Here is a 25486-nt window from a genome sequence, read left to right as displayed (position 1 = left end):
GCGCCGCTAGCTCAGTTGGTTAGAGCAGCTGACTCTTAATCAGCGGGTCCGGGGTTCGAGTCCCTGGCGGCGCACGTTGTCGGTGGCGGCTTGTGTTCGCGGAAAGCGCGAACACAAGCCGCCACCGTTATTTCTGCGCGGCTTCGCCGCGCGTCGTGGGGGCTGCGCCATCCACACCCCCGCCGCCCGGCGTTGCACCACCGCCCCCATCAACGTCCCACCGCGATCTTCACCGTCCACGCCCCCGACACCGTGCGCCCCTCCACCCTCACCCGCACGTCCTCCCCCGGCACCGTGAAGCTCTCCCCGATGCCGATCGGCGCGTCCGCCAGGGGCGGGTACACGGAGTCCTCCCAGCACGCGTCCGTGCGCGGATGGGCGTCGATCACCTCGATGGGCCCGCCCCCGGACTGCTCCCCGCCCCGCACCCGGTACACAAGCACCCCCTGCCGGCACGCGGCCGCGTCGTTGCCCACCGGTCCGCGGACCTCGAAGGCGAGCACGCTGTCGGGCCCGGTCCGCACCACGGCGAGCTTGGTGCCCCGCCCGAGACCGAAGGCCGGAGCGCCCGCGGTCCCCGTCGTCGGCACCCCCGGCCCCGCCGCCAGCGGCTCCAGGGTCAGCCGGGCGGGCCCGGCGTCCTGCACGCATCGCACCTGCCGCGGATCCAGCCAGCCCAGCTTCCACTTGTGCCAGGCGAAGAGGTCCGGGGCGAGTCCGAACTGGCTGCCCATCAGGTCCCAGTCGCCGACGTGCGTGTCCCAGTCGCCCTTGCCGTCCACGGGCCGGTGGTACAGGTCGGGAAGGTCGAACACGTGCCCGGTCTCATGGGCGAGGACGAGCCGGTCCGGCGGGTGCTGCTCGAACACCGTGACGATCCGGCGCAGGTCGGTGCCGTCGGCCCGCAGCGGGCTCGACAGGTTCACCACCTTGGTGGCGTCGGAGTCCACGCCGGGCGCGTCCGGGTCGGCGACGAAGTACACGACGTCGTAGCGCGAGAAGTCCACCTGAGGGTCGGCCACGGAGAGGGCGTCGCGCAGATAGGCGGCCCGGCGCCCGGGGCTCCAGTCGCGCTGTATGTCGTACGCGGTGGACGGCTGCGGCATCCGGATCCAGTGCCGCAGCGCGTGCGGGCGCAGCGTGAAACGGCCGTAGGAAGCACGTTCGAAGAAGCGGGTGGTCGCCGGGAAGTGGTCGGCGGTCAGCTCCTGCGGGGTGGTCAGCGGATGGGAGTCGGGAAAGGACAGGAAGACCATCACCGCGTCCAGGGAACGGGCCGGGCGCGGGTAGGCGGCGTTCCAGGTGTCCAGGCCCTCCGAGTGGTGGGCGTCGGTCCGGGTCAGGGCGCAGGGGGCGGCCGAGTCGGACTCGGCGGCCGAGGGGCCGGCGCCGAGGGAGGTGGCGGCGAGCGCCGACATGGTGGTGAACACGGCCGCGGTGCTGCGCAGTCGGGCGCGCGGAAACGGACGCGGCACGGATACCTCCGGGTGCGGATCGCGGGACACCGCACCCAGCCTGTGATGATTTGTCGTACTGCGTCCTGTTTGCCTGCACCGGTCGAGTGAAGGGGGCGAAAAATCACGGAAGCCGACACCCCCGAAGCACTCACAGAACGTCACAACTGGTCGGCGGCCTGAAGAAGGCGTCCAGGCGTGTGCAGAAACGATCTGGCAGAAGGGCCGGCTGGCCGGGAAGACTGGACACCGGCTGGAAGGCCCTCGGGCCAGCCTCTATGATCGGCACACTTTCCTGACCTTTCCTGCACGGACAGAGATCGAATACATGCGGGAGCGAGCGGTGAGCGGAACCTCCGAAGGGCCGGCGCCCGCGGCAGACCTGGACCGGCCGGTCGTCACAGAGAGTGAGATCGATACGTCTCCTCGTACCGAGCCCCCGTCCCGGCTGCCCTACCGCTCCGTCTTCGCGGCCGCCCCGCTCGCCATGGCCGTCGTGGACCGCGAGGGGACGGTGGTCAGCGCCAACGACTCGCTCGCCGCGCTGCTCGGCGGCAGCCCGGAGGGGCTCGCCGGGGCGGTCGCCGCCGACCTGGTCGACCTCACCTCCGACGCCCGCACCTGGCACGCCTACCGCGAGGTGCTGCGCGGACGGCAGTCCCGGCTGCGCTGCACGCGCCGGCTCAAGCACCCCGACGGGCGCTCGCTGTGGGTGCAGGTGACGGTCACCCCGCTGGCCGCCGAGGACGACGGCGTGCTGCTGTCCGTCGCCGACATCAGTGCCCGCCGGGAACTCCAGGCGCGGCTGCGGCACTTGCAGATGCACGACCCGGTGACCCGGCTGCCCAACCGCACCCTGTTCTTCGAACGGCTGTCGGCCGCGCTGGAGGCGGAGTCCTACGAGCAGAGCGGCACGGGGCGGATCGGGCTGTGCTACCTGGACCTGGACGGCTTCAAGGCCATCAACGACACCCTCGGCCACCGTGTCGGCGACCGGCTGCTGGCCGCCGTCGCCGAGCGGCTCACGCACTGCGCGGACGAGGCCGGTCACTCACGCACCAGCATCCCGCTGGTCGCCCGGCTCGGCGGGGACGAGTTCGCGCTGCTCGTCGAGGACTCCACGGGCACCGAACAGCTGGCCGAGCTGGCCGAGTCGGCGCTGCGGGCGATCCAGGACCCGTTCGACATCTCCGGCCAGCGGCTGTCGGTCTCGGCGTCGATCGGCGTCGTGGAACGGCACGCGGCCGGCACCACTCCCACCGCGCTGATGCAGGCGGCGGACACCACGCTGTACTGGGCGAAGACGGACGGCAAGGCCCGCTGGACCCTGTTCGACCCGGAGCGCAACGCGCACCGCATGACGCGCCAGGCCCTCGCCTCCACACTCCGACCGGCCATCGAGCGGGGCGAGTTCCGGCTGGAGTACCAGCCGCTGGTCGGCATGGAGGACGACCGGCTGCACGGCGTCGAGGCGCTCATCCGGTGGAACCACCCGCAGTTCGGCGTGCTGACGCCGAATCGGTTCATCGGACTGGCGGAGGAGGACGGTTCGATCGTCCCGCTGGGCCGCTGGGTGCTGCGCACGGCCTGTGAGCAGGCCCGTCGCTGGCAGCTCGACCACCCGGACGAGCCGCCGATCTTCGTCAGCGTGAACGTGGCGGTACGTCAGATCTGGGACTCCGACCTGGTGGCCGACGTCGCGGAGACCCTGGCCGGGACGGGTCTGGCGCCGCATCTGCTCCAGCTGGAGCTGACCGAGTCGGCGGTGATGGGCTCGGCGGGCCGCCCGCTGCAAACCCTGAAGGCGCTCAGCGACATGGGCGTGCGCATCGCCATCGACGACTTCGGCACCGGCTACTCGAACCTCGCGTACCTGAGCCGGCTGCCGGTGTCGGTGCTGAAGCTGGACGGGTCGTTCGTGCGCGGCTTCCAGTACGACGACCGGGAGGCCGCCGCCCGTGCCAACCCGGCCGACGAGGTGGTCGTCGAGGCGATGATCCAGCTGGCGCACCGGCTCGGGCTGACCGTCACGGCCGAGTGCGTGGAGACCTCGGCCCAGGCGACCCGGCTGCGCAGCATCGGCTGCGACACCGGACAGGGCTGGCTCTACTCCCGTCCGGTGCCGCCGGACCGTATCTCCGAGCTGCTGGGAACGCCGGACGTTCAGGCGGAGGCGGGCGTCGGCAACCCGTAGGCGTCGGCGATGAGTTCGTAGGAGCGCAGGCGGACGTCACCGCCGTGTGCGTTGGCCGTGATCATCAGCTCGTCGGCGCCGGTGCGCTTGGCGAGGCCGTCCAGGCCCGAGCGGACCTCGTCCGGGGTGCCGTGGATGACGTTGGCGTTCCAGGAGTCGACGAAGTCGCGCTCCATGGGGCTGAACTCGTAGGCCTCCGCCTCCTCCGGGCTGGGCACGAGGCCGGGGCGGCCGGTGCGCAGCCGGACCATGCTGAGGGCGGCGGCCAGCACCTGCCGGCGGGCCTCCTTCTCCTCGTCGGCGGCGAGCGCGGAGACGCCGATGAGGGCATACGGCTCGTCGAGCACGGCGGACGGCCGGAAGGACTCCCGGTACAGGTCCAGGGCCGGGACGGTGTTCTGCGCGGAGAAGTGGTGGGCGAAGGCGAAGGGCAGCCCCAGGGTCCCGGCGAGGCGGGCACTGAAGCCGGAGGAGCCGAGCAGCCAGACCGGCGGGCGGTGCGGGGACTGGACGCCACCGGGGGACGTGGCCTGGACGGGACCCGGCACGGCGTGGATGCGGCGGTAGGGATGCCCGTCGGGGAAGTCGTCGTCGAGGAAGCGGGTCAGCTCGGCGAGCTGCTGGGGGAAGTCGTCGGCGCCCGAGTGTACGGGGGTCCCCCCTGCTCGAGCGGAGCCGAGAGCTTGGGGGAGTTCCGTGCGGCGCAGGGCGGCGGCCGTGGCGCCGTCCGTGCCGGGGGCGCGGCCGAGACCGAGGTCGATCCGGCCCGGGGCCATGGCCTCCAGCGTCCCGAACTGCTCGGCGATCACGAGCGGGGCGTGGTTGGGCAGCATCACACCGCCCGAGCCGAGCCGGATGCGGTCGGTGTGGGCGGCGAGGTGGGCCAGGATCACGGCCGGGGACGAGGAGGCGACGCCCGGCATGGAGTGGTGCTCGGCGACCCAGTAGCGGTGGAAGCCGCGGTGCTCCGCGAGGCGGGCCAGGGCGACGCTGGTGCGCAGGGCGTCGGAGGCGGTGCGGCCGGCCCCCACGGTGACCAGGTCCAGTACGGAGAGGGGGACGGGGGCGTCGCCCTGTGCCGCGCCGCGTATCTCGTCTGCCGCGCCCGGTGTCTCGTCTGCCGCCACGGTGGGGTGCCTCCTGCTGTGGGCCGTGTGCTGTCGTTCCGGCTCTAACAGGGGACAGTCTCCGGTTATTCCCGGCCACGCACCCGGGCCCGTCAGGCCGCCTGCTCCCAGTCGGTCCGGGCGTCGCCCTGCGGGGGTGGCCTGTCGGCCTTCTCGCGGGCCCGCAGGACGGCCCATGCGAGGGCGGCCCCGCAGGCGAGCCACCAGGGCAGGATCCACACGGCACCCCACCACCCGGGCGCCGGGTGCAGGAAGGCGTCCACGGCGGCGGAGGCCATGGCGGCGGCCAGGCACCAGCACAGCAGGCGCCCGGACAGCTGGACAGCGCTTGCGGGGGATCTGAACGGGCCCGGTTCGGCCATCGGGGAGTCCTTCACGGCACGACTGGCTGCGGACGTGGCCAGTGTGCACGGAAGGGACAACGGGAGGGGAACGCGCTTTCGGTCAACCCGAGGGCCGTGTGACGCGGCGGAGTTGAGCATTCCTCAGCTTCAGGTGGGACGGTTGAACTGCTTTGCCCCGCTCTGACCCGAAGAAGGGGTAGGACCGATTCCGGCCCCCATGGAAGGCGCGTTCGAGGGCACGGCACCTTCCGACCGGCCTGCGTGACCGCCTGCGTGGCGCCGGCGCGGCGGGCCTCTTCGGAGGGCCGGGGTCGCCGGGCCGCTGGAACTGCTCGACTCAGGCGTCGGCTGGGATGTCCTGCTGGTCCTGGCGGCCGGAGCCGCCACCGGCGGAGCCGTCGGCTTCGCGTTCCTTCGGTCCTTCGGCGTGGCCGCCGGGAGCACCCCGCCGTCCCGCCACCGCCGCATCCGCGGCCTCCGCCCCCGCCCCCGGAACGGAGGGCGTGAGCCGTGCCGGAAGCAGCGGCTCACGCTGACGCCTCCTCGCCTCACGCCTGGACGATCGGCTCCCTCGTGAACAGCGCCCCCAGTTCGGGCGCGTTCACCCGCCGGTCCGCCAGGCGCAGGCCCTCCCAGACCGTGACCTGGTTGGCGGTGAGGACCGGCTTGCCGAGTTCCTTCTCCAGGGCCGGGATGTGGGCCGCCGTGTGGAGGGCCGTGTCGGGGAGGAGGAGCGCCTCGGCGTCCGGGTGGTCGGAGTTCCGGGCCAGGGCGAGGAGTTCACTCTCGCCCCAGGTGCCGACCTCGGCGGCCGTGATGATGCCGGAGCTGCTGACCGACACGACCTCCACGCCGGCCGCCCGCAGGAACTCGGCGAACAGCCGCGCCACGTCCTCCGGGTACGTCGCTCCGATCGCGACCCTGCGCACCCCCAGCTCCCGCACCGCGTGCGCGAACGCGAAGGAGGTGGACGACGCCGGCATGCCGGCCGTCTGCGCCAGGGTGCGGACCTGCTCCTGCGCGCCGTCCCAGCCGTAGACGAAGCTGCCGCTCGTGCAGGCCCACACCACCGCGTCCGCACCGGCGTGCCGCAGCTCCTGGACTCCCGCCGCGAGCCGGCCGGCGGAGCCCATCTCCAGCAGCGCGTCCACCCGGTGCGCGTCCTCACCGATGTCGGTGTGCACCAGGTCCACCCGGATGTCGCTGCCCAGCAACTGCTCGATGCGCGGATAGTCGTCCTCGGCGGAGTGGCCCGGGTAGAGAAATCCCAGTGCTGTCATGTCCAGCCTTCCTGCTGCTGCTCTTCTTCCGGCAGTACGGGTCCGGGGTCCGCCCCCGGCGCTGCGGGACCGGAACGCGCCGCCGGATTGATCAGCGCTTGGTACGGCCCCACCGCACGGGTACCCAGTCGGCGCAGTGCCGCCCACATCGTCACTTGGTTGGCCGAGATCACCGGGATGCGCAGTTCGGCCTCCAGCTGGGGGATCACGTCGTAGGTGGGCAGGTTGGTGCAGCTGATGAACAGCGCGTCGGCGTCGTCGCGGACGGCCTGCCGGGCCATGTCCACCACCTCGCGGTAGGGGACCTTCCAGATGTGCCGGGTCAGCCCCATGAAGGCGCAGCCCGAGATCGTGACGCCGGCCTGGGCGACGTAGGCCTCCAGCGACTGCGTCACCGAGACCGTGTACGGCGTCACCAGGGCCACCCGGCGTACGTCCAGCTCGACGAGGGCCTCCAGGAGCGCGCCGGAGGTGGTGATCGCCGGTACGGCACCGGCCCGGCTCATCGCCTCGCACATCGCCCGCTCGCCCATCATGCCGCCGACGAAGCTGCCGGACGTGCAGGCGTAGGCCACGACCTCGGGGGTGATCGCGTTGAGCGTGCGGACCGCCTCGCCGAGCGTCTCGTGCTCGCTGACCAGGCGGGCCAGGTCGAGACTCACCTCGACCGGCACGAACGGGGTGCGGGTCACATGGAGGGAGACCTCGTCCGGCACCCAGCGCCACAGTTCGCGGTCGAGTGCGAAGTCGAAGGGGGCGACGACGCCGACCCCGCGCTGCGGGCCGGGCCCGCCGAGAAATGAGACGTCCATGGCAGGCACCGGCCTCACGCTGGGCAACTAGTGTGCAACGGATCGTGGGAACGCCCGTGTTGACGACGGTAGGTTCGGGTGCGAGCGTGGTCAATCCGCCCGGATCACTCGTTGGTCAACACCGGGTTAACTCGTCGTCACCGGCTGCCGCACCGAGGTCGGCCGGCCCCGCCGAACGGCTGGAGAAACGGCTGCTCATGCCCACCCCCACCCTTCTCGTCCTGGACGCCGAACCCCTCCCCCGCCTCGGCCGCCTCACCGGTCACGCCCGTATCGAACACACCGACGCGGCAGGGCTCGCCGCACGCCTCCCGCGTGCGGATGTACTCCTGGTGTGGGACTTCACCTCGCGCGCCGTGCGGGACGCCTGGCCGGGCGAGGGCCCGCGGCCACGCTGGGTGCATACGGCCAGCGCCGGTGTGGACCATCTGATGTGTCCCGAACTCGTCGCCTCGGACACGGTGGTGACGAACGCACGCGGCGTCTTCGACCAGCCGATCGCCGAGTACGTCGCCGCGCTGGTGCTGGCGATGGCCAAGGACCTGCCGCGGACGCTGGAGCTCCAGCGGGAACGGGCCTGGCGGCACCGCGAGTCGCACAGGATCGCCGGAACCCGGGCCGTCGTGGTCGGCTCCGGTCCGATCGGCCGGGCGATCGCGCACACGCTGGGGGCGCTGGGCATCACGACCGCGCTCGTGGGCCGTGCCGCGCGCTCCGGCGTGCACGGCCCGGAGGACCTGGACCGGCTGCTGGCGCGCGCCGACTGGGTGATCGCCGCGGCTCCGCTCACCGACGAGACGCGGGGGATGTTCGACGCCCGCCGCTTCGGCCTGATGCAGCCGTCGGCCCGGTTCGTCAACATCGGCCGCGGCCAACTGGTCGTCGAGGACGCGCTCGCCGAGGCCCTGGCCAAGCGCTGGATCGCGGGCGCCGCCATGGACGTCTTCGAGGCCGAACCCCTGCCCGCCGACAACCCGTTGTGGCAGGCACCGGGCCTGATCGTGTCCCCGCACATGAGCGGCGACACCATCGGCTGGCGCGACGAACTCGGCGCCCAGTTCGTCGAGCTGTACGAACAGTGGGCAGCCGGGGAGCCGCTGAAGAACGTGGTGGACAAACAGCGTGGGTATGTACCTGGTCACTGACGTTCCGTGGAGGGTGAATGACCGAGCTCACCGACCTGACCGCCGTACGGCTCCTCGACGGGTACCGCAAGGGCGAGTGGAGTCCCGTCGAGGCCACCCGGGCGGCGCTGGAGCGGGCCGAGGCGATCCAGCCGGAGGTGAACGCCTTCGTCCGGCTGACCGCCGAGGACGCGCTGGAGCGGGCCCGGGAGTCGGAGGAGCGATGGCGGCGCGGTGAGCCACGGGGCCTGCTCGACGGGGTGCCGGTCACCGTCAAGGACATCCTGCTCCAGCGCGGGGCGCCGACCCTGCGGGGCTCGAAGGCCGTGGACCCGGCGGCCGGGCGCTGGGACGAGGACGCCCCCTCCGTGGCCCGGCTGCGGGAGCACGGTGCGGTCTTCCTCGGCAAGACGACCACCCCCGAGTACGGCTGGAAGGGGGTGACGGACTCGCCGCTCAGCGGTGTAACGCGCAACCCGTGGGACCCCTCGCGCACGGCGGGCGGGTCGAGCGGCGGCAGTGCTGCGGCCGTGGCGCTCGGCGCGGGGCCGCTGTCGCTGGGCACGGACGGCGGCGGCAGCGTCCGCATCCCGGCGTCGTTCTGCGGGATCTTCGCGCTGAAGCCGACCTACGGGCGGGTGCCGCTCTACCCGGCGAGCGCGTTCGGCACGCTGGCGCACGTGGGTCCGATGACCCGGGACGCGGCGGACGCGGCGCTGCTGATGGACGTGATCGGGCATCCGGACTCGCGCGACTGGTCGGCGCTCGCGGCCCCGGCCGGCCCGTACACCGACGCTCTGGCGGGCGGGGTGCGCGGGCTGCGGGTGGCGTACTCGCCGTCGCTGGGCGGGCAGGTGGCGGTGCAGCCGGCGGTCGCGCGGGCGGTGCGGCGGGCGGTGGAGCGGCTGGCGGAGCTCGGCGCCTACGTCACGGAGACCGACCCGGACCTCACCGACCCGGTGGAGGCCTTCCACACCCTGTGGTTCAGCGGGGCGGCCCGGGTGACCCAGCACCTGGGCCCGCACCAGCGCGAGTTGCTCGACCCGGGCCTGCGGGAGATCTGCGCGCGGGGCGCCCGCTACTCGGCGCTGGACTACCTCGCCGCGGTGGACGTCCGGATGGACCTGGGCCGCCGGATGGGCCGGTTCCACGACAGCTACGACCTGCTCGTCACACCCACCCTGCCGCTCACGGCGTTCGAGGCGGGCGCCGAGGTGCCGAAGGGATCCGGCCACCGGCGGTGGACGGGCTGGACGCCGTTCACCTACCCGTTCAACATGACGCAGCAGCCCGCGGCGAGCGTGCCGGTCGGCGCCGACGGGGACGGTCTGCCGATCGGACTCCAGCTCGTGGCCGCCCGGCACCGGGACGATCTGGTGCTGCGGGCGGCGCACGCGCTGTACGGGGCGGGGGCGGCCTCCGCCGGCCGGCCTACGCCCTCCGGAAGCTGAGCGACTCCCCCGCCGCTCCCGACCTCCACAGGTCGTTGCACGCCTCGGCCATGCTCTCCATGCCGTCGACGACCTGGCCCCAGACGATGCCGGGGACCCAGCCGACATCGCCGTTCAGCAACAGGTTGTTGCGCTCGTAGAACAGGGCCAGGTCGACGAGCGTGGTCCCGGCGCGGACCTCGCGGTCGTAGCCGTAGGCCTTGGTCCCCAACTCCGCCCCGGCGAAGGTGAAATAGCACAGGTCGCCGGGAATGGGGGTGATGGTCGGGTTCTCCAGGGGTGGCTCGGCTTGGGCGAAGGGTGGGAAAAGGGCGTAGATCTCGTTGCGTGCGTACTTCGCGTGGTAGACGTCCCCGGCCAGTGGAAGGGAATCCCAGACGGCCGCGCAGGTGATCGGCGCGCGGTCGTCCAGCAGCCTGGCCGTGCAGGTCACGTCGCGCTTGACCAGCGAGACTTCGATGTAGCGATCAGCCATGCCCTCCATGGGAGTGCCCGCCGCCGCTCGGGTCAAGGGCGCATCGGTCACGTGGGGGGCTTGAAAAGACCGGAATAACTCGGATGCGGTCGGGTAGCCGCGCGCCCATGGCTCCACCACAGAGAAGCCCACACAGAAGCACACCGCGAAGTCCCGGACTCATATCCAGGCCCGCTTCAGGCCCCGCACGCCGGTCGCTGCTCGCGGGGGTGGCGGCGCTCGGCGCGCTGGGCGCCGCCGGATGCAGCAGGGTCGCGACCGCCTCGGACGTCAAGGGCGGTGATCTGCTCGGCCGGCTGCGGGCGGCGGGCGTCGTCCGCCTCGGCATCGCCGGTGAGATCCCGTTCGGCTTCATCGACACGAACGGCGAACTGACCGGCGAGGCACCGGAACTGGCCAAGGTGATCTTCAAGCGGCTCGGCGTCGACCGGGTGCAGCCCGTGCCGACCGAGTTCGGCTCGCTCATCCCGGGCCTGAACTCCCAGCAGTTCGACGTCGTGGCCGCCGGCATGTACGTCAACCCCGAGCGCTGCGAGCAGGTCATCTTCGCCGACCCCGACTACCAGATGCTCGACGCGTTCATCGTGCGCAAGGGCAACCCCAAGGGGCTGCACAGTTACAAGGACGTCGTCGAGAAGAAGGCGAAGTTCGCCACCGGGACCGGCTACGCCGAGATCCAGTACGCCGTCGAGGCGGGGTACGAGGAGAGCGAGATCCTGATCGTCCCGGACCAGGTCGCGGGTCTGAACGCGGTCGAGGCGGGGCGGGTGGACGTGTTCGCCGGTACGGCGCTCACCGTGCGCGAGGTGGTGAAGAAGTCCGCCAAGGCGGAGGCCACCGATCCGTTCAAGCCGATCGTCGGCGGCAAGCCGCACGTCGACGGAGGCGCCTTCGCGTTCCGGCCGACCGAGTCGAACCTGCGCGACGCCTTCAACGTGGAGCTGCGCAAGCTCAAGAAGAGCGGTGAACTGCTCCGCATCCTCAAGCCGTTCGGTTTCACCGAGGCCGAGATGACGGAGCTGACCGCGAAGGAGCTCTGCGGCGGATGACCTCCGGACTCTGGGAACTCGTACTCAAGGGCGTCTGGGTCACGATCCAGCTGCTCGTCTGCAGCGCCCTGCTGGGCGCCGCGGTGTCCTTCGTCGTCGGCGTGGCGCGCACCCACCGGCTGTGGATCGTCCGCTTCCTCGCGGGCGTCTACACCGAGGTGTTCCGCGGCACGTCGGCGCTGGTGATGATCTTCTGGGTGTACTTCGTGCTGCCCGTCGCCTTCGGCTGGCAGCTGGTGCCGCTGTGGGCGGGCACCCTCGCGCTGGGCCTGACCTACGGGGCGTACGGCTCCGAGATCGTGCGCGGCGCGCTGAACGCGGTCGACCCGGCGCAGAAGGAGGGCGGGATCGCCCTCAGCTTCACGCCCTGGCAGCGGCTGCGGCTGATCCTGCTGCCGCAGGCGGTGCCGGAGATGATCCCGCCGTTCTCCAACCTGCTGGTCGAACTGCTCAAGGGCACCGCCCTGGTGTCGATCATGGGCATGGGTGACCTGGCGTTCAGCGGCAACCTGGTGCGCCTCGCGCTCCAGGAGAGCGCGGAGATCTACACGATCGTGCTGCTGATCTACTTCGTGATCGCCTTCGTCCTGACCCGCGGCATGCGCGGCCTGGAGCACAAGCTCAAGGCCGGCACGGGCAAGCCGGCCGGCAGCACGCCCGACCAGGAGCTCGACCGTCCGCAGACCACCGGCGTGGGAGGTGCTGTCGCATGAAGTGGGACTGGAGCGCCGTCAGCGGCTTCATGCCGGACCTCTGGGCCGGTCTGCTGGTCACCCTGCAGATCCTGGTCCTCGGCTCGCTGATCTCGTTCGCGCTGGGCCTGGTGTGGGCGCTGCTGATGCGGGTGCCCTCGCGCTGGGTGACCTGGCCGGTCGGCGCGGTCACGGAGTTCGTCCGCAACACCCCGCTGCTGGTGCAGCTGTTCTTCCTGTTCTACGTGCTGCCCGAGTGGGGCCTGACCTTCTCGGCGCTGACCACCGGCGTCTTCGCGATCGGCCTGCACTACTCGACGTACACGATGCAGGTCTACCGGGCCGGCATCGAGGCCGTGCCGGCCGGCCAGTGGGAGGCGGCGACGGCACTGAACCTGCCGCTGCGCCGGACGTGGACCGCGGTGATCCTGCCGCAGGCGGTGCGCCGGGTCGTCCCGGCCCTCGGCAACTACGTGATCTCCATGCTCAAGGACACGCCGCTGGTCATGGCGATCACCGTGCTGGAGATGCTCGGCCGGGCGCGCCTGTACTCGCAGGAGCACTTCCAGTTCACCGAGCCACTGACGGTGATCGGCGTGGCCTTCATCGTCATTTCCTATCTGGCCTCCCTTGCCATGCGAGCCCTGGAGCGACGCCTTGCCCACTGACACTCTCCCCAATCCCGGCACCAACCCCGAGAAGGACCCCGCCAGGAGCACCGGCGAGCTGATCCGGCTGGAGCAGGTCACCAAGCGGTTCGGGAGCAACACCGTCCTGGACCACCTGGACTTCTCGGTCGACGCCGGCAAGCACGTCACCCTGATCGGCCCGTCGGGATCCGGCAAGACCACGATCCTGCGGCTGCTGATGACGTTGCTCAAGCCCGACGAGGGCACGATCACGGTCGACGGGCAGCAGCTGTTCCCGGCCTCCGACAAGCAGGTCCGTGAGGTCCGCAAGAAGATCGGCATGGTCTTCCAGCAGTTCAACCTGTTCCCGAACATGACGGTGCTGCGGAACATCACCGAGGCGCCGGTCACCGTTCTCGGCATGCCGAAGGACGAGGCGGTGGAGCGGGCCAAGGGCCTGCTGGACATGGTGGGCCTGGCCGACAAGTGCGACGCGCACCCGGCCCAGCTCTCCGGCGGGCAGCAGCAGCGGGTGGCGATCGCCCGGGCCCTGGCGATGCGTCCGCAGGTGCTGCTCCTCGACGAGGTGACCTCCGCGCTCGACCCCGAGCTGGTCGCGGGCGTGCTCGACGTCCTCAGGGACATCGCCCGCTCCACGGACATCACGATGCTCTGTGTGACCCACGAGATGAATTTCGCCCGGGACATCTCCGACCAGGTCCTGATGTTCGATTCCGGCCGGATCATCGAGTCGGGTCCGCCGGAAAAGATCTTCAGCGACCCGGAGCTGGACCGGACACGGGAGTTCCTCAGCGCAGTGCTCTGACTACGGCCCGTGAACAGGCGGAATGTCGGACCCATCGACACGGCCACGACTGGGGCATGCTTCTGGCATATGCCAGAGTGCCATTGCCCCAGTCCGGGGCCCTGGGAATCTTGCCAACGCCCGCTCCCCGCAAGCCCATTGCCGGTTAACCTGGAAGAGGTTCACTGACCGGATTACGGCCCTACAGCAAGCGCAGGGGGAGACCACCGTGGCGCTGAAGCACGAGCCGACCACCCCGTACCACTCGGCCCAGGAAGCCCTGCGCGTCCTGGAGACGGTGGCGCGCGGTTCCAGCGGTGTCACCGACGCCGAGATAGCCCGCCACACCGGCATCGCACCGGAGCGACTGACCACGCTCCTGCGCATGCTGCGCCGCGAGGGATACGTCGAGCAGATCACCGACGGCGCATACGTCACCGGCGAGACCCTGGCCCGCCTCGGGTCCGCCCACCACCGCGAGCAGGCCCTGCGCGACAAGCTCCAGCGCACCCTCGACCGGCTGCGCGACTCGGTCGGCGCCGCCGTCTACATGAGCCGGTACGTCGACGGCGAGATCAGCGTCACCCAGTACGCCGACAGCCCGGCCGCACCCAAGGTCAACGAATGGGTCGACTTCCGCTCCTCGGCCCACGCCACCGCCATCGGCAAGAGCCTGCTCACCCAGCTCGACCACGCCGGCCGCCGCGACCACCTCGCCCGGCACAAGATGGCCCGCCTCACGTCGCGCACCATCACCAGCGACCGGCTCCTGCTCTCCCGCCTGGAGGCCCAGCCGCCGACCGTGCCCGTCCTGGACCTCCAGGAGTACGCGGTCGGCACGGTCTGCGCGGCCGTCCCGATCACGGCCGGCTCCTCCGTCGGCTGCCTGGCCCTGTCCCTCCCGGTCGAGCACGCCCACCGGCTGCGCCAGGCCGCGGACGCCCTCAACCGCAACGCGGCACCGGTGCTGCTCTCCCTGGCGATCTAGGCCCGTTCGGATCATGTCGGTCACGGACGTCGTCGACCCTGCCGGGTGGTCCGGAGCACCCCCCGGCATTGGGTAGTATTTTCTCCGTCGCCCGCCGCGGAACCCGATTCCGGCGGCAGGCGGGAGTCATGCGCCGCTAGCTCAGTTGGTTAGAGCAGCTGACTCTTAATCAGCGGGTCCGGGGTTCGAGTCCCTGGCGGCGCACGGATGAGGGGCCTCTCGTGGGAGCGAGGGGCCCCTCAGCGTTTCCGGGACCGGCATCGGTCAGCCTGCGGTACGTGCGCTCCCCCGGCCCCCGCCACCACACCGGTTCCGGGCAGCGCACACCCTCCCTGCGCAGCTCCGCCCGGCGGATCTTGCTGGTGGCCGTCACCGGCATCCGCTCCACCACCCGCACGAACCGCGGCGCCATCTTCGTCCCGAGATCGGGCTGCGCGGCGAGGAACTCCGCGAAGGTCTCCGGGGCGAACGCGCCGGCGATCGTCGCCATCACCTGGTCGCCGGTCACGGGGTCCGGTACGGCGTATACGCAGACCGCCTCCGCACCCTCGTAGCGGGCCAGGATGTTCTCGATCATCGCGGCCGCCAGGTTCTCCCCGTCGACGCGGAGGCGGTCGTCGGTGCGGCCGGCGAAGTAGAGGTAGCCGTTCGTGTCGCGGTAGAAGAGGTCGCCGGTCCAGTACCCGCCGTTCCTGCGGCGGCCTCCGCCCGCGGATTGCGCCAGTACCCCTCGAAGGGGCTGGGGCCCTGGTTGACCAGTTCGCCGATCGCCTCGTCCCCGTTGAGCAGTCGTCCCGTCCCGTCGAGGACGGCCGCCGGACACTCCTCGCCGGTCTCCCGGTCGAGGACCACCAGGCCGGGTGCCGCCCGGCCCACCGCGCCCGTCGGGGTTCCCGGCGACCACTGCACGGCCGCCCCGCCCTCCGACGAGCCGTACCCCTCCACCAGCCGCACCCCGAACCGCCGCTCGAAGGCAGCGGCGTCCACAGCACCGGCCTCCGTACCGAAGCCGAGCCGGAGCGTGTGGTCGCGGTCGTCGGGGCGCGGCCCGGTGGCCAGGACGTACTGGACCGCCCGGCCCACGTACGTGAAGTACGTCGCCCCGTACCGGCGTACGTCCGGCAGGAACCCGGACGCCGAGAAGCGGCGGCGCAGCGCCACCGTCGCACCGGTCACCAGCGCGGGTGCCCAGTCGGCGATCACCGCGTTGCCGTGGAACATCGGCATGCAGACGTAGTGGACGTCGTCCGCGGACAGGGAGAACTGCTCCGCCAGGGAGCGGCCGGCTGCCGCCAGGCGGCCCTGGGAGCAGAGTGCGGCCTTGGGGGCGCCCGTCGAGCCGGAGGTGAAGTAGAGCAGGAAGCGGTCGCGCGGAGTGGCGCGTGAGGGGTCCGGGCGGGCGGCCGCGTAGAGGGTCAGGAGCTCGTCGTACTCCGTCGTGTCCGTCACCAGCACGCGGACTTCCGGCAGGTCCAGGCCCTCCAGCAACGGCAGGTAGGCCCGCTCGGTGACCAGCACGTGGCACTCGGTGTGGAGGATGTCCCGGGCGAGTTCGGTGCCCCGGCGGGTCGGGTTGATCCCGGCGACGGCCGCCCCGGCCAGGGCGGCCGCGCCCAGCCACAGCGGGAATTCGACCGTGTTGTCGAGCAGCACGCCGAGGTGGGGTTCGGCGGCCGGTGGGAGGAGGTCCGTGAGGAGTGCGGCCCGGGATGCCGCGCCCGCCGCCACCTCGTGGTGCGTCAGGGTCCGGTCCTCGCAGCGCAGACCGGGGCGGTCGTCGCCCCACCGGGCGGTGATGAGCTCCGCGACCGTGTTCGCCCTGGATCCCATGGAGTCCATGGGCGCGCACGGTAGTTGACGCGGGGTCAGATGTGGAGCGCTACGGCTGCACGAAGTCACCCACGGTGGAGAACATCGCGTACGTCACCACCATGAAGCCGAGGGCGAAGAGGATGAAGACGCCGAGGAAGGCGAGCAGACATCCCGTGCCCGCGACGAGCTTGCCCCGCGCCGGGGGCCGGGCCGTGGCGTGCTCCGGGCGGTCCGCGGGGTAGTGCACGGTGACGATGTCGCCCTCAAGGGTCGTCCCCGGCCCGCCGTGCTCCTCGAAGCGGACGCCGCGGCCGTCGCGCGTGGTGAACTCGTACACGTGGTGCAGCGTGGTGCGCACCGAGCTGTCGCCGCCCCCGCTCGTCGTGGTGTACGTCCGCAGACAGCGGGCCTCGGCGGTCAGGCCGCTGCTCCAGGCGCGGCTGACCCGCACGGAGCGGCGGATCACCGCGACCACGGCACAGGAAGCGACCGCGATCATGAGCGCGGGCACGATGTAGAAGAAGGTTTCCATGAGCTCCCCCGAGGCCCTGAGCGGCCTTCGAGCGGCCGGCGTGGGAGGAACCTACCCACGCCGGCCGCACCGGTGACTCAAGAGAAGCTCAGAGGTTCCGGAGGGTTCAGAAGGTGACGTCCGAACAGGCGTAGAACGCGTTGGCCGTGTCGGCGATGGTCCACACCGCCACGATGACGTGACGGCCGCTCAGCCCGGACGGCAGCCGGCCGCTGTGGGAGAGCGTGGCCGGCGGCCGCTGCCCGTTGTAGGGCACGGTGAAGAACGGGGTGAGGTTGAGGTCGGACCGGGCCAGGTTGTGGTTCTGGTTCCAGCCCGGCTTGGTGATGTAGTACTTGAAGTCGGTCGTGGCGTGCATCGCGGTGAACTGCCAGCGGAACGTGTAGTTCTGGCCGCCCGTCACCTTCGTGGCGGGCCAGGCGCCGCCCGACGGTGTGCGCGGTGCGCTGAGCTGGCCGAAGTGGCCGAGCCCCGCGTTGCAGATCTGCCCGTCGGCCGGGCCGGAGGCCGGGAAACCCTTCGGGCCCTCGACGCTCTGCGGCTCCCACTGGATCGAGCCGCAGTTGGTCACGGTGCCGTTCTGGCAGAGCTTCTGCCGGCTGATGGGGAGGTCGGTGTAGCCGTGGCCGCTGGCGCCGCCGGAGGAGAGCACGAGGGCTCCGGTCGTGGCCAGTCCCACCGCGGCTGCGGACAACTTGGTCCTTGTACGCATGCTGCCGCTCCTGGAGAACGTGGGGGAAGTTCGGTGAGCCGTGCGTGTAGGTCTAGACCAAGTCTGAGATTATGGCCGCTAGTTGAACATGTCCATACCAATCACGGAGCTGTTTCGCCCCGGCCGGCGCAGAACGCCACCGTCAGGTCCTTCACCAGTGCCTTCCGTTCGTAGTCGTCGAGTTCGACCAGCCCCCGCACGGTCAGCCGGGTCACCGTGTCCTCCACCGAGTCCACGACCGAGGTGAGCACGCTCGCCCGGTGCTGGGCGTCCAGCGCGGCCATCCGGCGGCGGTGCATCGCGGCGGCGACCTCGGGGGCGTACTCCACCCGGACCGGCTGCACGGAGAACACCTCCAGGCCGACCGGGGCCGCGTCCGTCGCCACCAGCCGGGTCAGCGTCTCGGCCGCCGCGTCCCCGGCCACCCGCGGCCCGCCCGGCGTCTCCACCGGCACCCGGGCCAGCGCCGCCTCGACGCACTCGCGCAGATACGTCTCGTGGTCCTCGACGCCGAGCGTGGCCCGGGCGGTGTCCCGCACCCGCCACACCACCAGGACGACCACCCGCAGCGCGACCCCGCTCCCGTCGGCCGCGGGCACCGGTTCGCTGCGCCAGTGCCGCAGCCGTACGTCCACCCGGCGGCGCAGCAGCAGCGGGTTGACCCACAGCAGGCCGGAGCGCCGGACGGTCCCCCGGTAGCGGCCGAACAGGTCCAGCACCCAGGCTCGCCCGGTCCGGCCCCGGGCCAGCCCGCCCAGCCCGAACAGCCCGAGCGCCCCGGCCCCCGCGTACGCCGCCCACTGCGCGGGACCGAGCCCGGCTCCTGCGATCGCGGGCAGCCGCAGCGCCTCCACCACGAGCGGCGGCAGCACCCCGGCCCACCAGGAGGTGGCCGCACAGCCCGCCGCACCGCACACCCCGGCCAGTACACCGGCCGCGCCGGGCAGCACCCGCGCGGGCCGCTCCACCAGGTCGGGGTCGACCTGCGGCACCGGGCGTTTCGGGGCGAGGGCCGGGCGCCTGAGGCGCGGCTGCTCCCCCGTGCCCTGCCGGCGGCCGACCACCGCCGGTTTCAGCGGCACCGTCGCCGGGGCGGGGTCGTCGCGGAACAGCAGGTGGACGGGGATCTCGGTGGTGGCCTCGTTCTGGATCAGCCGGCCGGGCCGGGCCGGTCCGTCGGCCGGCCCGTCGGGCTCGGACGGGTGGGAAGTGGTCGTACTCATGCGTGCCTCCAGCCTCCGCGCCAGATGCGTCACAACAGTGGTCGGTGAGGGACCGCCCGCACGGGCCGGGGCGGACCGCGGGCCCTACGAGAAGAGGCGCCGCCAGGTCTCCGGCCCCGGGTAGCCGTCCGCCGCGCCGCCCCGCCAGCCCTGGGTGCGCTGGAAGGCCTCGACGGCACGCCGGTCCGCCTCGGTCCAGCGCGGTCCCGGCCCGACCTTGTAGAACCGGCCGAACCCCTTCAGCACGAGCTGCCTGCCCAGCCGGGTGACGTAGGCGTTGTCCGCGCCGGGGCGGAACAGCGCCCGCCCCGGGTAGCCGGGCACGCCGTGCGAGGCGGGCGGCGGTCCGACCGCCCCGTCCTTCACGTCCCTGCCCTCGCCGGTGACCAGCAGCTCCCAGGTGCGCGGGCCGGGCAGCCCGTCGGCGTCGGCGCCCGTCCAGCCCTGCGCCTGCTGGAACGCCCGGGTCGCCCGGCGGTCGGCGTCGGTCCAGCGCGGGCCCGGACCCGAGGCGTACGCGCCGCCGGCCCCGCGCGTGACGAGCATCCGGCCGAGCAGCGTGACGTACTTGTTGTTCGCGCCGGGGCCGAAATACGCCGCTCCCGGATACGGCGTGACGGCCGGGGCGCCCGGCAGGCCACCGTCCTTCCCGGGCACCGGCTCCTCCGGGGTGACGCCCTTGTAGCGGTAGGGCACGTACCGGTCGGAGTCGTTCCAGTAGGCGTACGGCGTGGACTGGCGGCGGGTGTGCGGGCGGGTCTGCTCATAGGCCGTGTAGTGGGTGTGCGCGGCGTCCGTCCAGCCGCCGAAAATGGTGACGTGTGAGCCGTTCGCGGGATCGGACGCATTGTGGAAGAGCAGAATGTCACCCGGCTGGAGTTCCTCCTTGGAAATGCGCTCCCCGTACTGGGCGAGGCTGCCCGTCCATTCGTTTCCGGGAAGCCGCCAGGCCATCGAGACATATCCGGAGCAGTCCTGCCGGTAACCGTCGGACCAGAAGGCGCTCATGCTGTACGGCACCTTCGCGGCGACCCAGGTCTTGGCCCGGTTGATGATCTCCGTGCGGGTGATGGCGGTGGGCTTGGGAGCGACGGACGGCTTCGCCGGACGGCCGCCCGGCCCGTGCAGCGGGGCCGAGCCGCCCTGGGGGCTGTCGGGCTCGTCACCTGCCCAGACGCCCGGCCGGTGGGGTGCGTGCGGGGCGGCGGCGGCCGGTACGGCGTGACCGGCGCCCAGGGCGGCGGAGGCCACGGCCGCCAGCGCGAGGGCCCGGTGGGCGGCGGGGTGGGTACTGGTCCGCCCGGACCAGGAATGCGGCAGAGCACGACGCCAGTGGACGCAGCCGGGGCAGTCACAGTCGCTCGCGGGGTCGATTTCCTCGAATACCGGAGACTCCATGCGATTCCCCTCACACTTCCGGCGGAAAATGCGGCGCCCGAGCACCGGAGGGCGCGCGTCGTCAGTTTCGCAACTGTCCTCCGCACGCGCATGCTGACGGTCCGAATGATGTACGCGGGTGCCTTACGGGCCCCCTCCCGGCCCCGGTCCGGGTGGTGCGGAGCACCTCCGCACGTCCTGTAGAGTTACGACGTCAGCAGGCGCCGCTAGCTCAGTTGGTTAGAGCAGCTGACTCTTAATCAGCGGGTCCGGGGTTCGAGTCCCTGGCGGCGCACCGACCGGAAGGCCCCTCGCGGAAGCGGGGGGCCTTTTGTATGCCTGTGCGGAGCCCGCCGCTCTCTGGCCGGATACCCTCTCGCCATGGCAGCGCGTGACCTACAGGAGCGGATCAAGAAGCTCATCATCGACCGCCGGCTGGCCTCCGGGGCCCCGCTGCCGACCGAGCCCGAGCTGATGGAGTACCTCGGCGCCAGCCGGAACTCGGTGCGAGAGGCACTGAAGGCGCTCCAGGCGATGGGCATCGTGGAGATCCGGCACGGCTTCGGCACCTACGTCGGCCCGATGTCCCTGGCCCCGATGATCGAAGGCCTCGCCTTCCGCACGGTCGCCGGGCACTACCGGGGCGAGGACTCCCTGCTCCAGCTGCTGGAACTGCGGGAGGCGGTGGAGACGGGCCTGGTGTCCCGGCTCGCCGGCCGGATGCCGGAGGCCGACCTCGTTGAACTGGACACGCTCGTCGACCGTATGGAAGAGCAGGCCGCGCAGGGAGCCGGCCTCGCCGAGACCGACCGGGCCTTCCACGCCACCCTCTACCGGGGGCTGGACAACGTGCTGCTGTGCGAGGTCCTGGAGGCGTTCTGGGACGCCTTCCACCGGGTCCGCACGGACCTCGGGGGCGAGCCGCAGGACCCGAAGGTGACCTGCCGGCAGCACCGGGAGATCCTCGACGCGGTGCGGTCCGGCGACGCGATGCGGGCGGAGGAGGCCATAAGAGAACACTTCGGCAACATCCGCGCCCGCCTGTCCACAACGGCTCCACAGGGCCCCCACACCCGTCACAATGAACGCGTTTGACCGGTAACCACCGTGTTTCGCATCTTGCGATCATGGTGAACGCCGTAGAACCCTGGTCATCTGGTTTTACAGGATGCTGCGGTTTCGCGGCAGTTGGGGGGCTTTCGGGCCGGTTGCAGACTGAGCGGGGGTAGGGGCCCGCGTTCATGAACGGATGCCGTGGGGGGCATCATGCAACCGGAAGGTCGCGTTGCCGTGTCTATAGGGTGTGGATGACGTGGTGACTGCGATCCACCACTGATACGTCTGTGAAGGTCGAGGGGGACCTGGAGCAGACGGTAAGAAGCTACGAAACACGCGGCTGTCCGCGTGTGGGGGGATGACTCATGACGTCGAGGCCCACGGGTGCCCGGCAGGAAAACGACCCGCCCCAGACCACTCAGCTCAGGGTGCCGGGGCACCGGATGAGCACGACGGGGACGTTCCGGCGGATCAAGAAGACCCTGCCGAGGTACGACTACGAGCACTACAGCCGGCTCGCGGGTCCCCTCACCCAGCCCGATCCGGGCAAGCCCTACAAGGTGCAGTACCGCTCGCTGATCTCGCAGGAACCGCACCGCATCCGGGTCGCCCTGATGCTGGCCGCGGCCCCGGTGCTGTCCCTGGTGCTGCTGTTCTGGCTGCTCCAGCCCGAGCACTGGACCGAGCGCGACTACCCGGCCTTCGACTGGCTGCCGGCGCTCGACATGGTGATGCTCGTCTCGATCGGCCTGATCGAGTTCTTCCGCTGCATGAACGTGCTGTCCAACGCGCACGCCACGCTGGTGGCCCGTGACCCGATCCCGGTGGTGCCCGAGACCGGCACCAGAGTGGCCTTCCTCACCTCCTTCGTGCCCGGCAAGGAGCCGCTGGAGATGGTGACGAAGACCCTGGAGGCGGCCGTCAGGATCCGCCACCGGGGTCTGATGCACGTCTGGCTGCTCGACGAGGGCGACGACCCCGAGGTGAAGGCGGTCTGCGAGCGCCTCGGCGTGCACCACTTCTCCCGCAAGGGCGTCGCGAAGTGGAACCAGGCCAAGGGCCCGCACCGCGCCAAGACCAAGCACGGCAACTACAACGCCTGGCTGGAAGCGCACGGCGACGACTACGACTTCTTCGCCTCGGTCGACACCGACCACGTGCCGCTGCCCAACTACCTGGAGCGGATGCTCGGCTTCTTCCGCGACCCGGACGTCGGCTTCGTCATCGGCCCGCAGGTCTACGGCAACTACGACAACCCCATCACCAAGGCCGCCGAGTCGCAGCAGTTCCTCTTCCACGCGCTGATCCAGCGCGCCGGCAACCGCTACGGCTCCCCCATGTTCGTCGGCACGTCCAACGCCGTGCGCATCAAGGCGCTGAAGCAGATCGGCGGTCTGTACGACTCGATCACCGAGGACATGGCGACCGGCTTCGAGATGCACCGCCACAAGAACCCGGCGACGGGGAAGAAGTGGCGCTCGGTGTACACGCCGGACGTGCTCGCCGTCGGTGAGGGCCCCAGCGCCTGGACGGACTTCTTCACCCAGCAGATGCGCTGGTCGCGAGGGACGTACGAGACGATCATCGGGCAGTACTGGAAGGGCTGGTACTCGCTGCCGCCGAGCAAGCTCTTCAACTACACGATGATGATCATCTTCTACCCGATGTCGGCCCTCAACTGGATCCTGGCGGCGCTGAGCTGCTGCCTGTTCCTGGGCCTGGGCGCCTCGGGTGTGAACATCGACCCGGCCGTGTGGCTGATGCTCTACGGCAACGCCTCCGCCCTCCAGATCGGCCTGTACGTCTGGAACCGCCGGCACAACGTCTCGCCGCACGAGCCGGAGGGCTCCGGCGGTGTGGCCGGCATGGTGATGTCCGCGCTGTCGGCGCCGCTGTACGCGAAGGCGCTGATCGACTCCGTGCTGCGGCGCAAGAGCAAGTTCGTGGTCACGCCCAAGGGCGACTCGGCGAGCCCGGACCGCTGGTTCGGCACGTTCCGCTACCACTGGTACTTCGTCGCGATCTTCGGTGGGTCGATCGCGGCCGGCTTCGTCTTCGGCCACTCGCACCCCGCGATGATCATCTGGGCGACGTTCGCGCTGCTGATCACCGCCTCGCCGGTGTTCGCCTGGCGCTGGCAGCTGCGGCAGGACGCGAAGAAGCCCGCCGCCCATGCCGCGGGACAGCCGCAGGACCCTGCCGGGCCGAACCGGACGCAGCCGCTGCCCATCCCGCAGCAGCCGTCCGGGCACGTCCCGCAGCAGAAGCCCACGTGGGCCGCCACCCCGGGCGCACACGGGGAGGTCGGGGGGACCGACCAGACCATGCAGATCGCCCTTGGTGGACTTGGGGGACGTAAGGAATGAACGACCGTGCAGGCCGCCGCCGGGCCCGTCGACTCGCGATCGGCACGGCGGTGGTACTCGCGCTGGCCGGGATGAACGGGCCGTGGCTCTACCGCTTCAGCACCGAGAAATACCACCAGTACACAATCAACAAGCCGGAGTACAAGGCCGCGAACGGCAAGTGGGAGATCATCGATTTCCCCGAGGAGTACCGGCAGAACACCATCCACGCGGCGCTGCTGCGCACCGGCAAGGTGCTGCTCGTCGCGGGGTCGGGAAACGACCAGGACAACTTCGACGCGAAGAAGTTCGACACCCGGATCTGGGACCCGGTCAAGGGCACCATCAAGAAGGTCCCCACACCGGCCGACCTGTTCTGCACCGGCCACACCCAGCTCGCCAACGGCAACCTGCTGATCGCGGGCGGCACCAAGCGCTACGAGAAGCTCAAGGGTGACGTCACCAAGGCCGGCGGCCTGATGATCGTCCACAACGAGAACCCGGACAAGCCGATCACGCTGCCCGCCGGAACGACGTTCACGGGCAAGGAGAACGGCAAGACCTTCGTCTCGAAGGACCCGGTGCTCGTGCCGCGCGCGAAGAAGGTCTTCGACAAGGCGACCGGCAGGTTCCTGCGCAACGACCCCGGCCTCGGCCGGATCTACGTCGAGGCGCAGAAGCGGGGCAAGAAGTACGAGACGGGCACGCAGGACAACTACCGCGTGCACGGCCTGAAGGGCGCCGACGCCAAGAACACCTACGGCATCGCGCAGAAGCTGGCGCTGGACAAGAAGGACTTCCAGGGCATCCGGGACGCCTTCGAGTTCGACCCCGTGGCCGAGAAGTACATCAAGGTCGACCCGATGAAGGAGGCCCGCTGGTACCCGACGCTCACCACCCTGAGCGACGGGAAGATCCTCAGCGTCTCCGGCCTCGACGACATCGGCCAGCTGGTCCCGGGCAAGAACGAGGTCTTCGACCCGAAGACCAAGAAGTGGACCTACACCGACAAGGTCCGGCAGTTCCCGACGTACCCGGCGCTGTTCCTCATGCAGAACGGCAAGGTCTTCTACTCCGGGTCCAACGCGGGCTACGGGCCGGACGACGTGGGCCGTGAGCCGGGCGTGTGGGACGTCGACACCAACAAGTTCTCGAAGATCCCGGGCCTGAGCGACCCCACGCTGATGGAGACCTCGGGCACGGTGCTGCTGCCGCCGGCGCAGGACGAGAAGTACATGGTGGTCGGCGGCGGTGGCGTCGGCGAGTCCGAGGAGTCCAGCGAGAAGACCCGGATCGTCGACCTGAAGAAGGCGGCCCCGCGCTTCGAGGACGGCCCGTCCCTGGACAAGGGCACGCGCTACCCGAACGCCTCGGTCCTGCCCGACGACAGCGTGCTGATCTCCGGCGGCTCGGAGGACTACCGCGGACGCGGTGACTCCAACATCTTCGAGGCGCGGCTCTACGACACGGAGAAGAACGAGCTCAAGCGCGTCGCCGACCCGCTCGTGGGCCGCAACTACCACTCCGGTTCGATCCTGCTGCCCGACGGCCGCGTGATGTTCTTCGGCTCCGACTCGCTCTACGCGGACGCGGCCAACACCAAGCCGGGCGAGTTCGAACAGCGCATCGAGATCTACACGCCGCCGTACCTCTACGGCGACGGGGACCGGCCCTCGCTGTCGGGCGGGCCGCAGACCATCGAGCGCGGCGGGACGGGGACGTTCACCTCGTCGGACGCTGCGAAGGTCAAGAAGGTCCGGCTGATCCGGCCGAGCGCCGCCACGCACGTCACCGACGTCGACCAGCGGTCCATCGCCCTGGACTTCGAGGCGTCCGGCAGCAAGCTGACCGTGACCGTGCCGGAGAACCGGAACCTGGTCCAGGCGGGCTGGTACATGATGTTCGTGACGGACGCCGACGGGACGCCGAGCAAGGCGCAGTGGGTCAAGGTGCCGTAGCCGAAAGGCTGAAGGGGCGCCCTCCGGTCAGGAGGGCGCCCCTTCGT

21 protein-coding genes, 3 tRNA genes and 1 pseudogene are annotated in these 25486 nt (G+C 71.0%); 14 read left to right on the top strand and 11 right to left on the bottom strand.

All coding sequences use genetic code 11. The features are described from left to right. Positions 1-74: transfer RNA gene (locus tag GTY56_RS17210), tRNA-Lys, on the top strand. A 135-nt stretch (positions 75-209) separates the two neighbouring features. Here the strand turns inward: GTY56_RS17210 and GTY56_RS17205 are convergent. Beyond that, the gene (locus GTY56_RS17205; protein ID WP_161366259.1) at positions 210-1475 is read right to left on the bottom strand and encodes a M6 family metalloprotease domain-containing protein; all 1266 of its coding nucleotides are present in this window, start codon (positions 1473-1475) and stop codon (positions 210-212) included. A 307-nt stretch (positions 1476-1782) separates the two neighbouring features. Here GTY56_RS17205 and GTY56_RS17200 point away from each other — a divergent pair, with 307 nt between their 5' ends. Continuing rightward, positions 1783-3648: a putative bifunctional diguanylate cyclase/phosphodiesterase gene (locus GTY56_RS17200; RefSeq protein WP_161366258.1), complete on the top strand. Its 1866-nt coding sequence runs from the start codon at positions 1783-1785 to the stop codon at positions 3646-3648. On the opposite strand, the gene GTY56_RS17195 is transcribed toward GTY56_RS17200, so the two are convergent. The 4 genes from GTY56_RS17195 to GTY56_RS17180 all read right to left on the bottom strand — a co-directional run bounded on the left by GTY56_RS17195 (position 3618) and on the right by GTY56_RS17180 (position 7211). Beyond that, positions 3618-4775: an MsnO8 family LLM class oxidoreductase gene (locus GTY56_RS17195; protein ID WP_161366257.1), complete on the bottom strand. Its 1158-nt coding sequence runs from the start codon at positions 4773-4775 to the stop codon at positions 3618-3620. The two genes, GTY56_RS17200 and GTY56_RS17195, sit on opposite strands and share 31 nt — an antisense overlap. Positions 4776-4867: 92 nt before the next feature. Beyond that, positions 4868-5137, bottom strand: a complete 270-nt coding sequence (locus tag GTY56_RS17190; RefSeq protein ID WP_161366256.1) for a hypothetical protein — start codon at positions 5135-5137, stop codon at positions 4868-4870. Between the two features lie 530 nt (positions 5138-5667). After that, entirely contained in the window at positions 5668-6399 is a 732-nt protein-coding gene (locus GTY56_RS17185; RefSeq protein WP_161366255.1) for a maleate cis-trans isomerase family protein, read from the bottom strand. Further along, positions 6396-7211, bottom strand: coding sequence for a maleate cis-trans isomerase family protein (locus GTY56_RS17180; protein WP_161366254.1), 816 nt, complete (start codon positions 7209-7211; stop codon positions 6396-6398). Before GTY56_RS17180 ends, GTY56_RS17185 begins: the two co-directional genes overlap by 4 nt. Before the next feature lie 197 nt (positions 7212-7408). Here GTY56_RS17180 and GTY56_RS17175 point away from each other — a divergent pair, with 197 nt between their 5' ends. After that, positions 7409-8356 carry a D-2-hydroxyacid dehydrogenase gene (locus GTY56_RS17175; RefSeq protein WP_161366253.1) on the top strand — a complete coding sequence of 316 codons (948 nt, stop codon included), beginning with the start codon at positions 7409-7411 and terminating at the stop codon, positions 8354-8356. Between the two features lie 17 nt (positions 8357-8373). Next, positions 8374-9786, top strand: a complete 1413-nt coding sequence (locus GTY56_RS17170) for an amidase (RefSeq protein ID WP_161366252.1) — start codon at positions 8374-8376, stop codon at positions 9784-9786. Here GTY56_RS17170 and GTY56_RS17165 read toward each other — a convergent pair. Continuing rightward, a complete protein-coding gene (locus GTY56_RS17165) occupies positions 9767-10261 on the bottom strand; it encodes a DUF3830 family protein (protein ID WP_161366251.1) in 495 nt (164 codons plus the stop codon). The two genes, GTY56_RS17170 and GTY56_RS17165, sit on opposite strands and share 20 nt — an antisense overlap. Positions 10262-10368: 107 nt before the next feature. On the opposite strand from GTY56_RS17165, the gene ehuB reads away from it, so the two are divergent. The 6 genes from ehuB (at position 10369) to GTY56_RS17135 (ending at position 14628) form a co-directional block, all read left to right on the top strand. Next, positions 10369-11310, top strand: a complete 942-nt coding sequence (ehuB, locus tag GTY56_RS17160) for an ectoine/hydroxyectoine ABC transporter substrate-binding protein EhuB (RefSeq protein ID WP_524540113.1) — start codon at positions 10369-10371, stop codon at positions 11308-11310. Next, positions 11307-12023, top strand: a complete 717-nt coding sequence (ehuC, locus tag GTY56_RS17155; RefSeq protein WP_161366250.1) for an ectoine/hydroxyectoine ABC transporter permease subunit EhuC — start codon at positions 11307-11309, stop codon at positions 12021-12023. Before ehuB ends, ehuC begins: the two co-directional genes overlap by 4 nt. Then, positions 12020-12670, top strand: a complete 651-nt coding sequence (gene ehuD / locus GTY56_RS17150; protein ID WP_161366249.1) for an ectoine/hydroxyectoine ABC transporter permease subunit EhuD — start codon at positions 12020-12022, stop codon at positions 12668-12670. Before ehuC ends, ehuD begins: the two co-directional genes overlap by 4 nt. Further along, positions 12660-13457 carry an ectoine/hydroxyectoine ABC transporter ATP-binding protein EhuA gene (gene ehuA / locus GTY56_RS17145; RefSeq protein ID WP_161366248.1) on the top strand — a complete coding sequence of 266 codons (798 nt, stop codon included), beginning with the start codon at positions 12660-12662 and terminating at the stop codon, positions 13455-13457. The genes ehuD and ehuA overlap by 11 nt, the downstream gene beginning before the upstream one ends. 208 nt (positions 13458-13665) lie before the next feature. Next, positions 13666-14424: an IclR family transcriptional regulator domain-containing protein gene (locus GTY56_RS17140; protein ID WP_161366247.1), complete on the top strand. Its 759-nt coding sequence runs from the start codon at positions 13666-13668 to the stop codon at positions 14422-14424. A 130-nt stretch (positions 14425-14554) separates the two neighbouring features. Further along, positions 14555-14628: transfer RNA gene (locus GTY56_RS17135), tRNA-Lys, on the top strand. Here the strand turns inward: GTY56_RS17135 and GTY56_RS17130 are convergent. The 5 genes and pseudogenes from GTY56_RS17130 to GTY56_RS17110 all read right to left on the bottom strand — a co-directional run bounded on the left by GTY56_RS17130 (position 14594) and on the right by GTY56_RS17110 (position 20101). Continuing rightward, positions 14594-16254 (bottom strand): annotated as a pseudogene (locus tag GTY56_RS17130) (AMP-binding protein). The gene GTY56_RS17135 and the pseudogene GTY56_RS17130 overlap by 35 nt on opposite strands. A gap of 49 nt (positions 16255-16303) precedes the next feature. Continuing rightward, the gene (locus tag GTY56_RS17125; RefSeq protein WP_161366246.1) at positions 16304-16768 is read right to left on the bottom strand and encodes a DUF3592 domain-containing protein; all 465 of its coding nucleotides are present in this window, start codon (positions 16766-16768) and stop codon (positions 16304-16306) included. 106 nt (positions 16769-16874) lie between these two features. Continuing rightward, positions 16875-17480: a lytic polysaccharide monooxygenase auxiliary activity family 9 protein gene (locus tag GTY56_RS17120; RefSeq protein WP_161366245.1), complete on the bottom strand. Its 606-nt coding sequence runs from the start codon at positions 17478-17480 to the stop codon at positions 16875-16877. Positions 17481-17581: 101 nt separating this feature from the next. Beyond that, positions 17582-18703 (bottom strand): SPFH domain-containing protein, encoded by a 1122-nt coding sequence (locus GTY56_RS17115; RefSeq protein WP_161366244.1) that lies wholly within the window; start codon positions 18701-18703, stop codon positions 17582-17584. Between the two features lie 84 nt (positions 18704-18787). Next, positions 18788-20101, bottom strand: a complete 1314-nt coding sequence (locus tag GTY56_RS17110; RefSeq protein WP_161366243.1) for a peptidoglycan-binding protein — start codon at positions 20099-20101, stop codon at positions 18788-18790. 200 nt (positions 20102-20301) lie between these two features. Between GTY56_RS17110 and GTY56_RS17105 the strand changes: the two genes are divergently transcribed. From GTY56_RS17105 to glxA, 4 genes are all read left to right on the top strand, one after another. Further along, positions 20302-20375, top strand: a tRNA-Lys gene (locus GTY56_RS17105). 86 nt (positions 20376-20461) lie between these two features. After that, entirely contained in the window at positions 20462-21175 is a 714-nt protein-coding gene (locus GTY56_RS17100) for a FadR/GntR family transcriptional regulator (protein WP_161366242.1), read from the top strand. Between the two features lie 326 nt (positions 21176-21501). Next, a complete protein-coding gene (locus tag GTY56_RS17095) occupies positions 21502-23502 on the top strand; it encodes a glycosyltransferase family 2 protein (RefSeq protein ID WP_161366241.1) in 2001 nt (666 codons plus the stop codon). Continuing rightward, positions 23499-25439: a radical copper oxidase GlxA gene (gene glxA, locus GTY56_RS17090; RefSeq protein WP_161366240.1), complete on the top strand. Its 1941-nt coding sequence runs from the start codon at positions 23499-23501 to the stop codon at positions 25437-25439. Before GTY56_RS17095 ends, glxA begins: the two co-directional genes overlap by 4 nt. The last annotated feature ends 47 nt before the right edge of the window (positions 25440-25486 follow it).

The sequence above is a fragment of the Streptomyces sp. SID5643 genome, assembly GCF_009872555.1.
Lineage (GTDB): Bacteria > Actinomycetota > Actinomycetes > Streptomycetales > Streptomycetaceae > Streptomyces > Streptomyces iakyrus.
This window is presented reverse-complemented; position numbering and strand designations above follow the sequence as displayed.

Excerpts from the sequence above, each read along its gene's own strand:
- GTY56_RS17120 (WP_161366245.1), bottom strand. The coding sequence starts at position 17,480 with ATGCGTACAAGGACCAAGTTGTCCGCAGCCGCGGTGGGACTGGCCACG.
- GTY56_RS17175 (WP_161366253.1), top strand. The coding sequence starts at position 7,409 with ATGCCCACCCCCACCCTTCTCGTCCTGGACGCCGAACCCCTCCCCCGC.
- GTY56_RS17100 (WP_161366242.1), top strand. The coding sequence starts at position 20,462 with ATGGCAGCGCGTGACCTACAGGAGCGGATCAAGAAGCTCATCATCGAC.
- GTY56_RS17200 (WP_161366258.1), top strand. The coding sequence starts at position 1,783 with ATGCGGGAGCGAGCGGTGAGCGGAACCTCCGAAGGGCCGGCGCCCGCG.
- GTY56_RS17180 (WP_161366254.1), bottom strand. The coding sequence starts at position 7,211 with ATGGACGTCTCATTTCTCGGCGGGCCCGGCCCGCAGCGCGGGGTCGGC.
- ehuC (WP_161366250.1), top strand. The coding sequence starts at position 11,307 with ATGACCTCCGGACTCTGGGAACTCGTACTCAAGGGCGTCTGGGTCACG.
- GTY56_RS17110 (WP_161366243.1), bottom strand. The coding sequence starts at position 20,101 with ATGGAGTCTCCGGTATTCGAGGAAATCGACCCCGCGAGCGACTGTGAC.
- ehuD (WP_161366249.1), top strand. The coding sequence starts at position 12,020 with ATGAAGTGGGACTGGAGCGCCGTCAGCGGCTTCATGCCGGACCTCTGG.
- GTY56_RS17190 (WP_161366256.1), bottom strand. The coding sequence starts at position 5,137 with ATGGCCGAACCGGGCCCGTTCAGATCCCCCGCAAGCGCTGTCCAGCTG.
- GTY56_RS17165 (WP_161366251.1), bottom strand. The coding sequence starts at position 10,261 with ATGGCTGATCGCTACATCGAAGTCTCGCTGGTCAAGCGCGACGTGACC.
- GTY56_RS17095 (WP_161366241.1), top strand. The coding sequence starts at position 21,502 with ATGACGTCGAGGCCCACGGGTGCCCGGCAGGAAAACGACCCGCCCCAG.
- GTY56_RS17115 (WP_161366244.1), bottom strand. The coding sequence starts at position 18,703 with ATGAGTACGACCACTTCCCACCCGTCCGAGCCCGACGGGCCGGCCGAC.
- GTY56_RS17170 (WP_161366252.1), top strand. The coding sequence starts at position 8,374 with ATGACCGAGCTCACCGACCTGACCGCCGTACGGCTCCTCGACGGGTAC.
- GTY56_RS17185 (WP_161366255.1), bottom strand. The coding sequence starts at position 6,399 with ATGACAGCACTGGGATTTCTCTACCCGGGCCACTCCGCCGAGGACGAC.
- ehuB (WP_524540113.1), top strand. The coding sequence starts at position 10,369 with ATGGCTCCACCACAGAGAAGCCCACACAGAAGCACACCGCGAAGTCCC.
- glxA (WP_161366240.1), top strand. The coding sequence starts at position 23,499 with ATGAACGACCGTGCAGGCCGCCGCCGGGCCCGTCGACTCGCGATCGGC.
- GTY56_RS17125 (WP_161366246.1), bottom strand. The coding sequence starts at position 16,768 with ATGGAAACCTTCTTCTACATCGTGCCCGCGCTCATGATCGCGGTCGCT.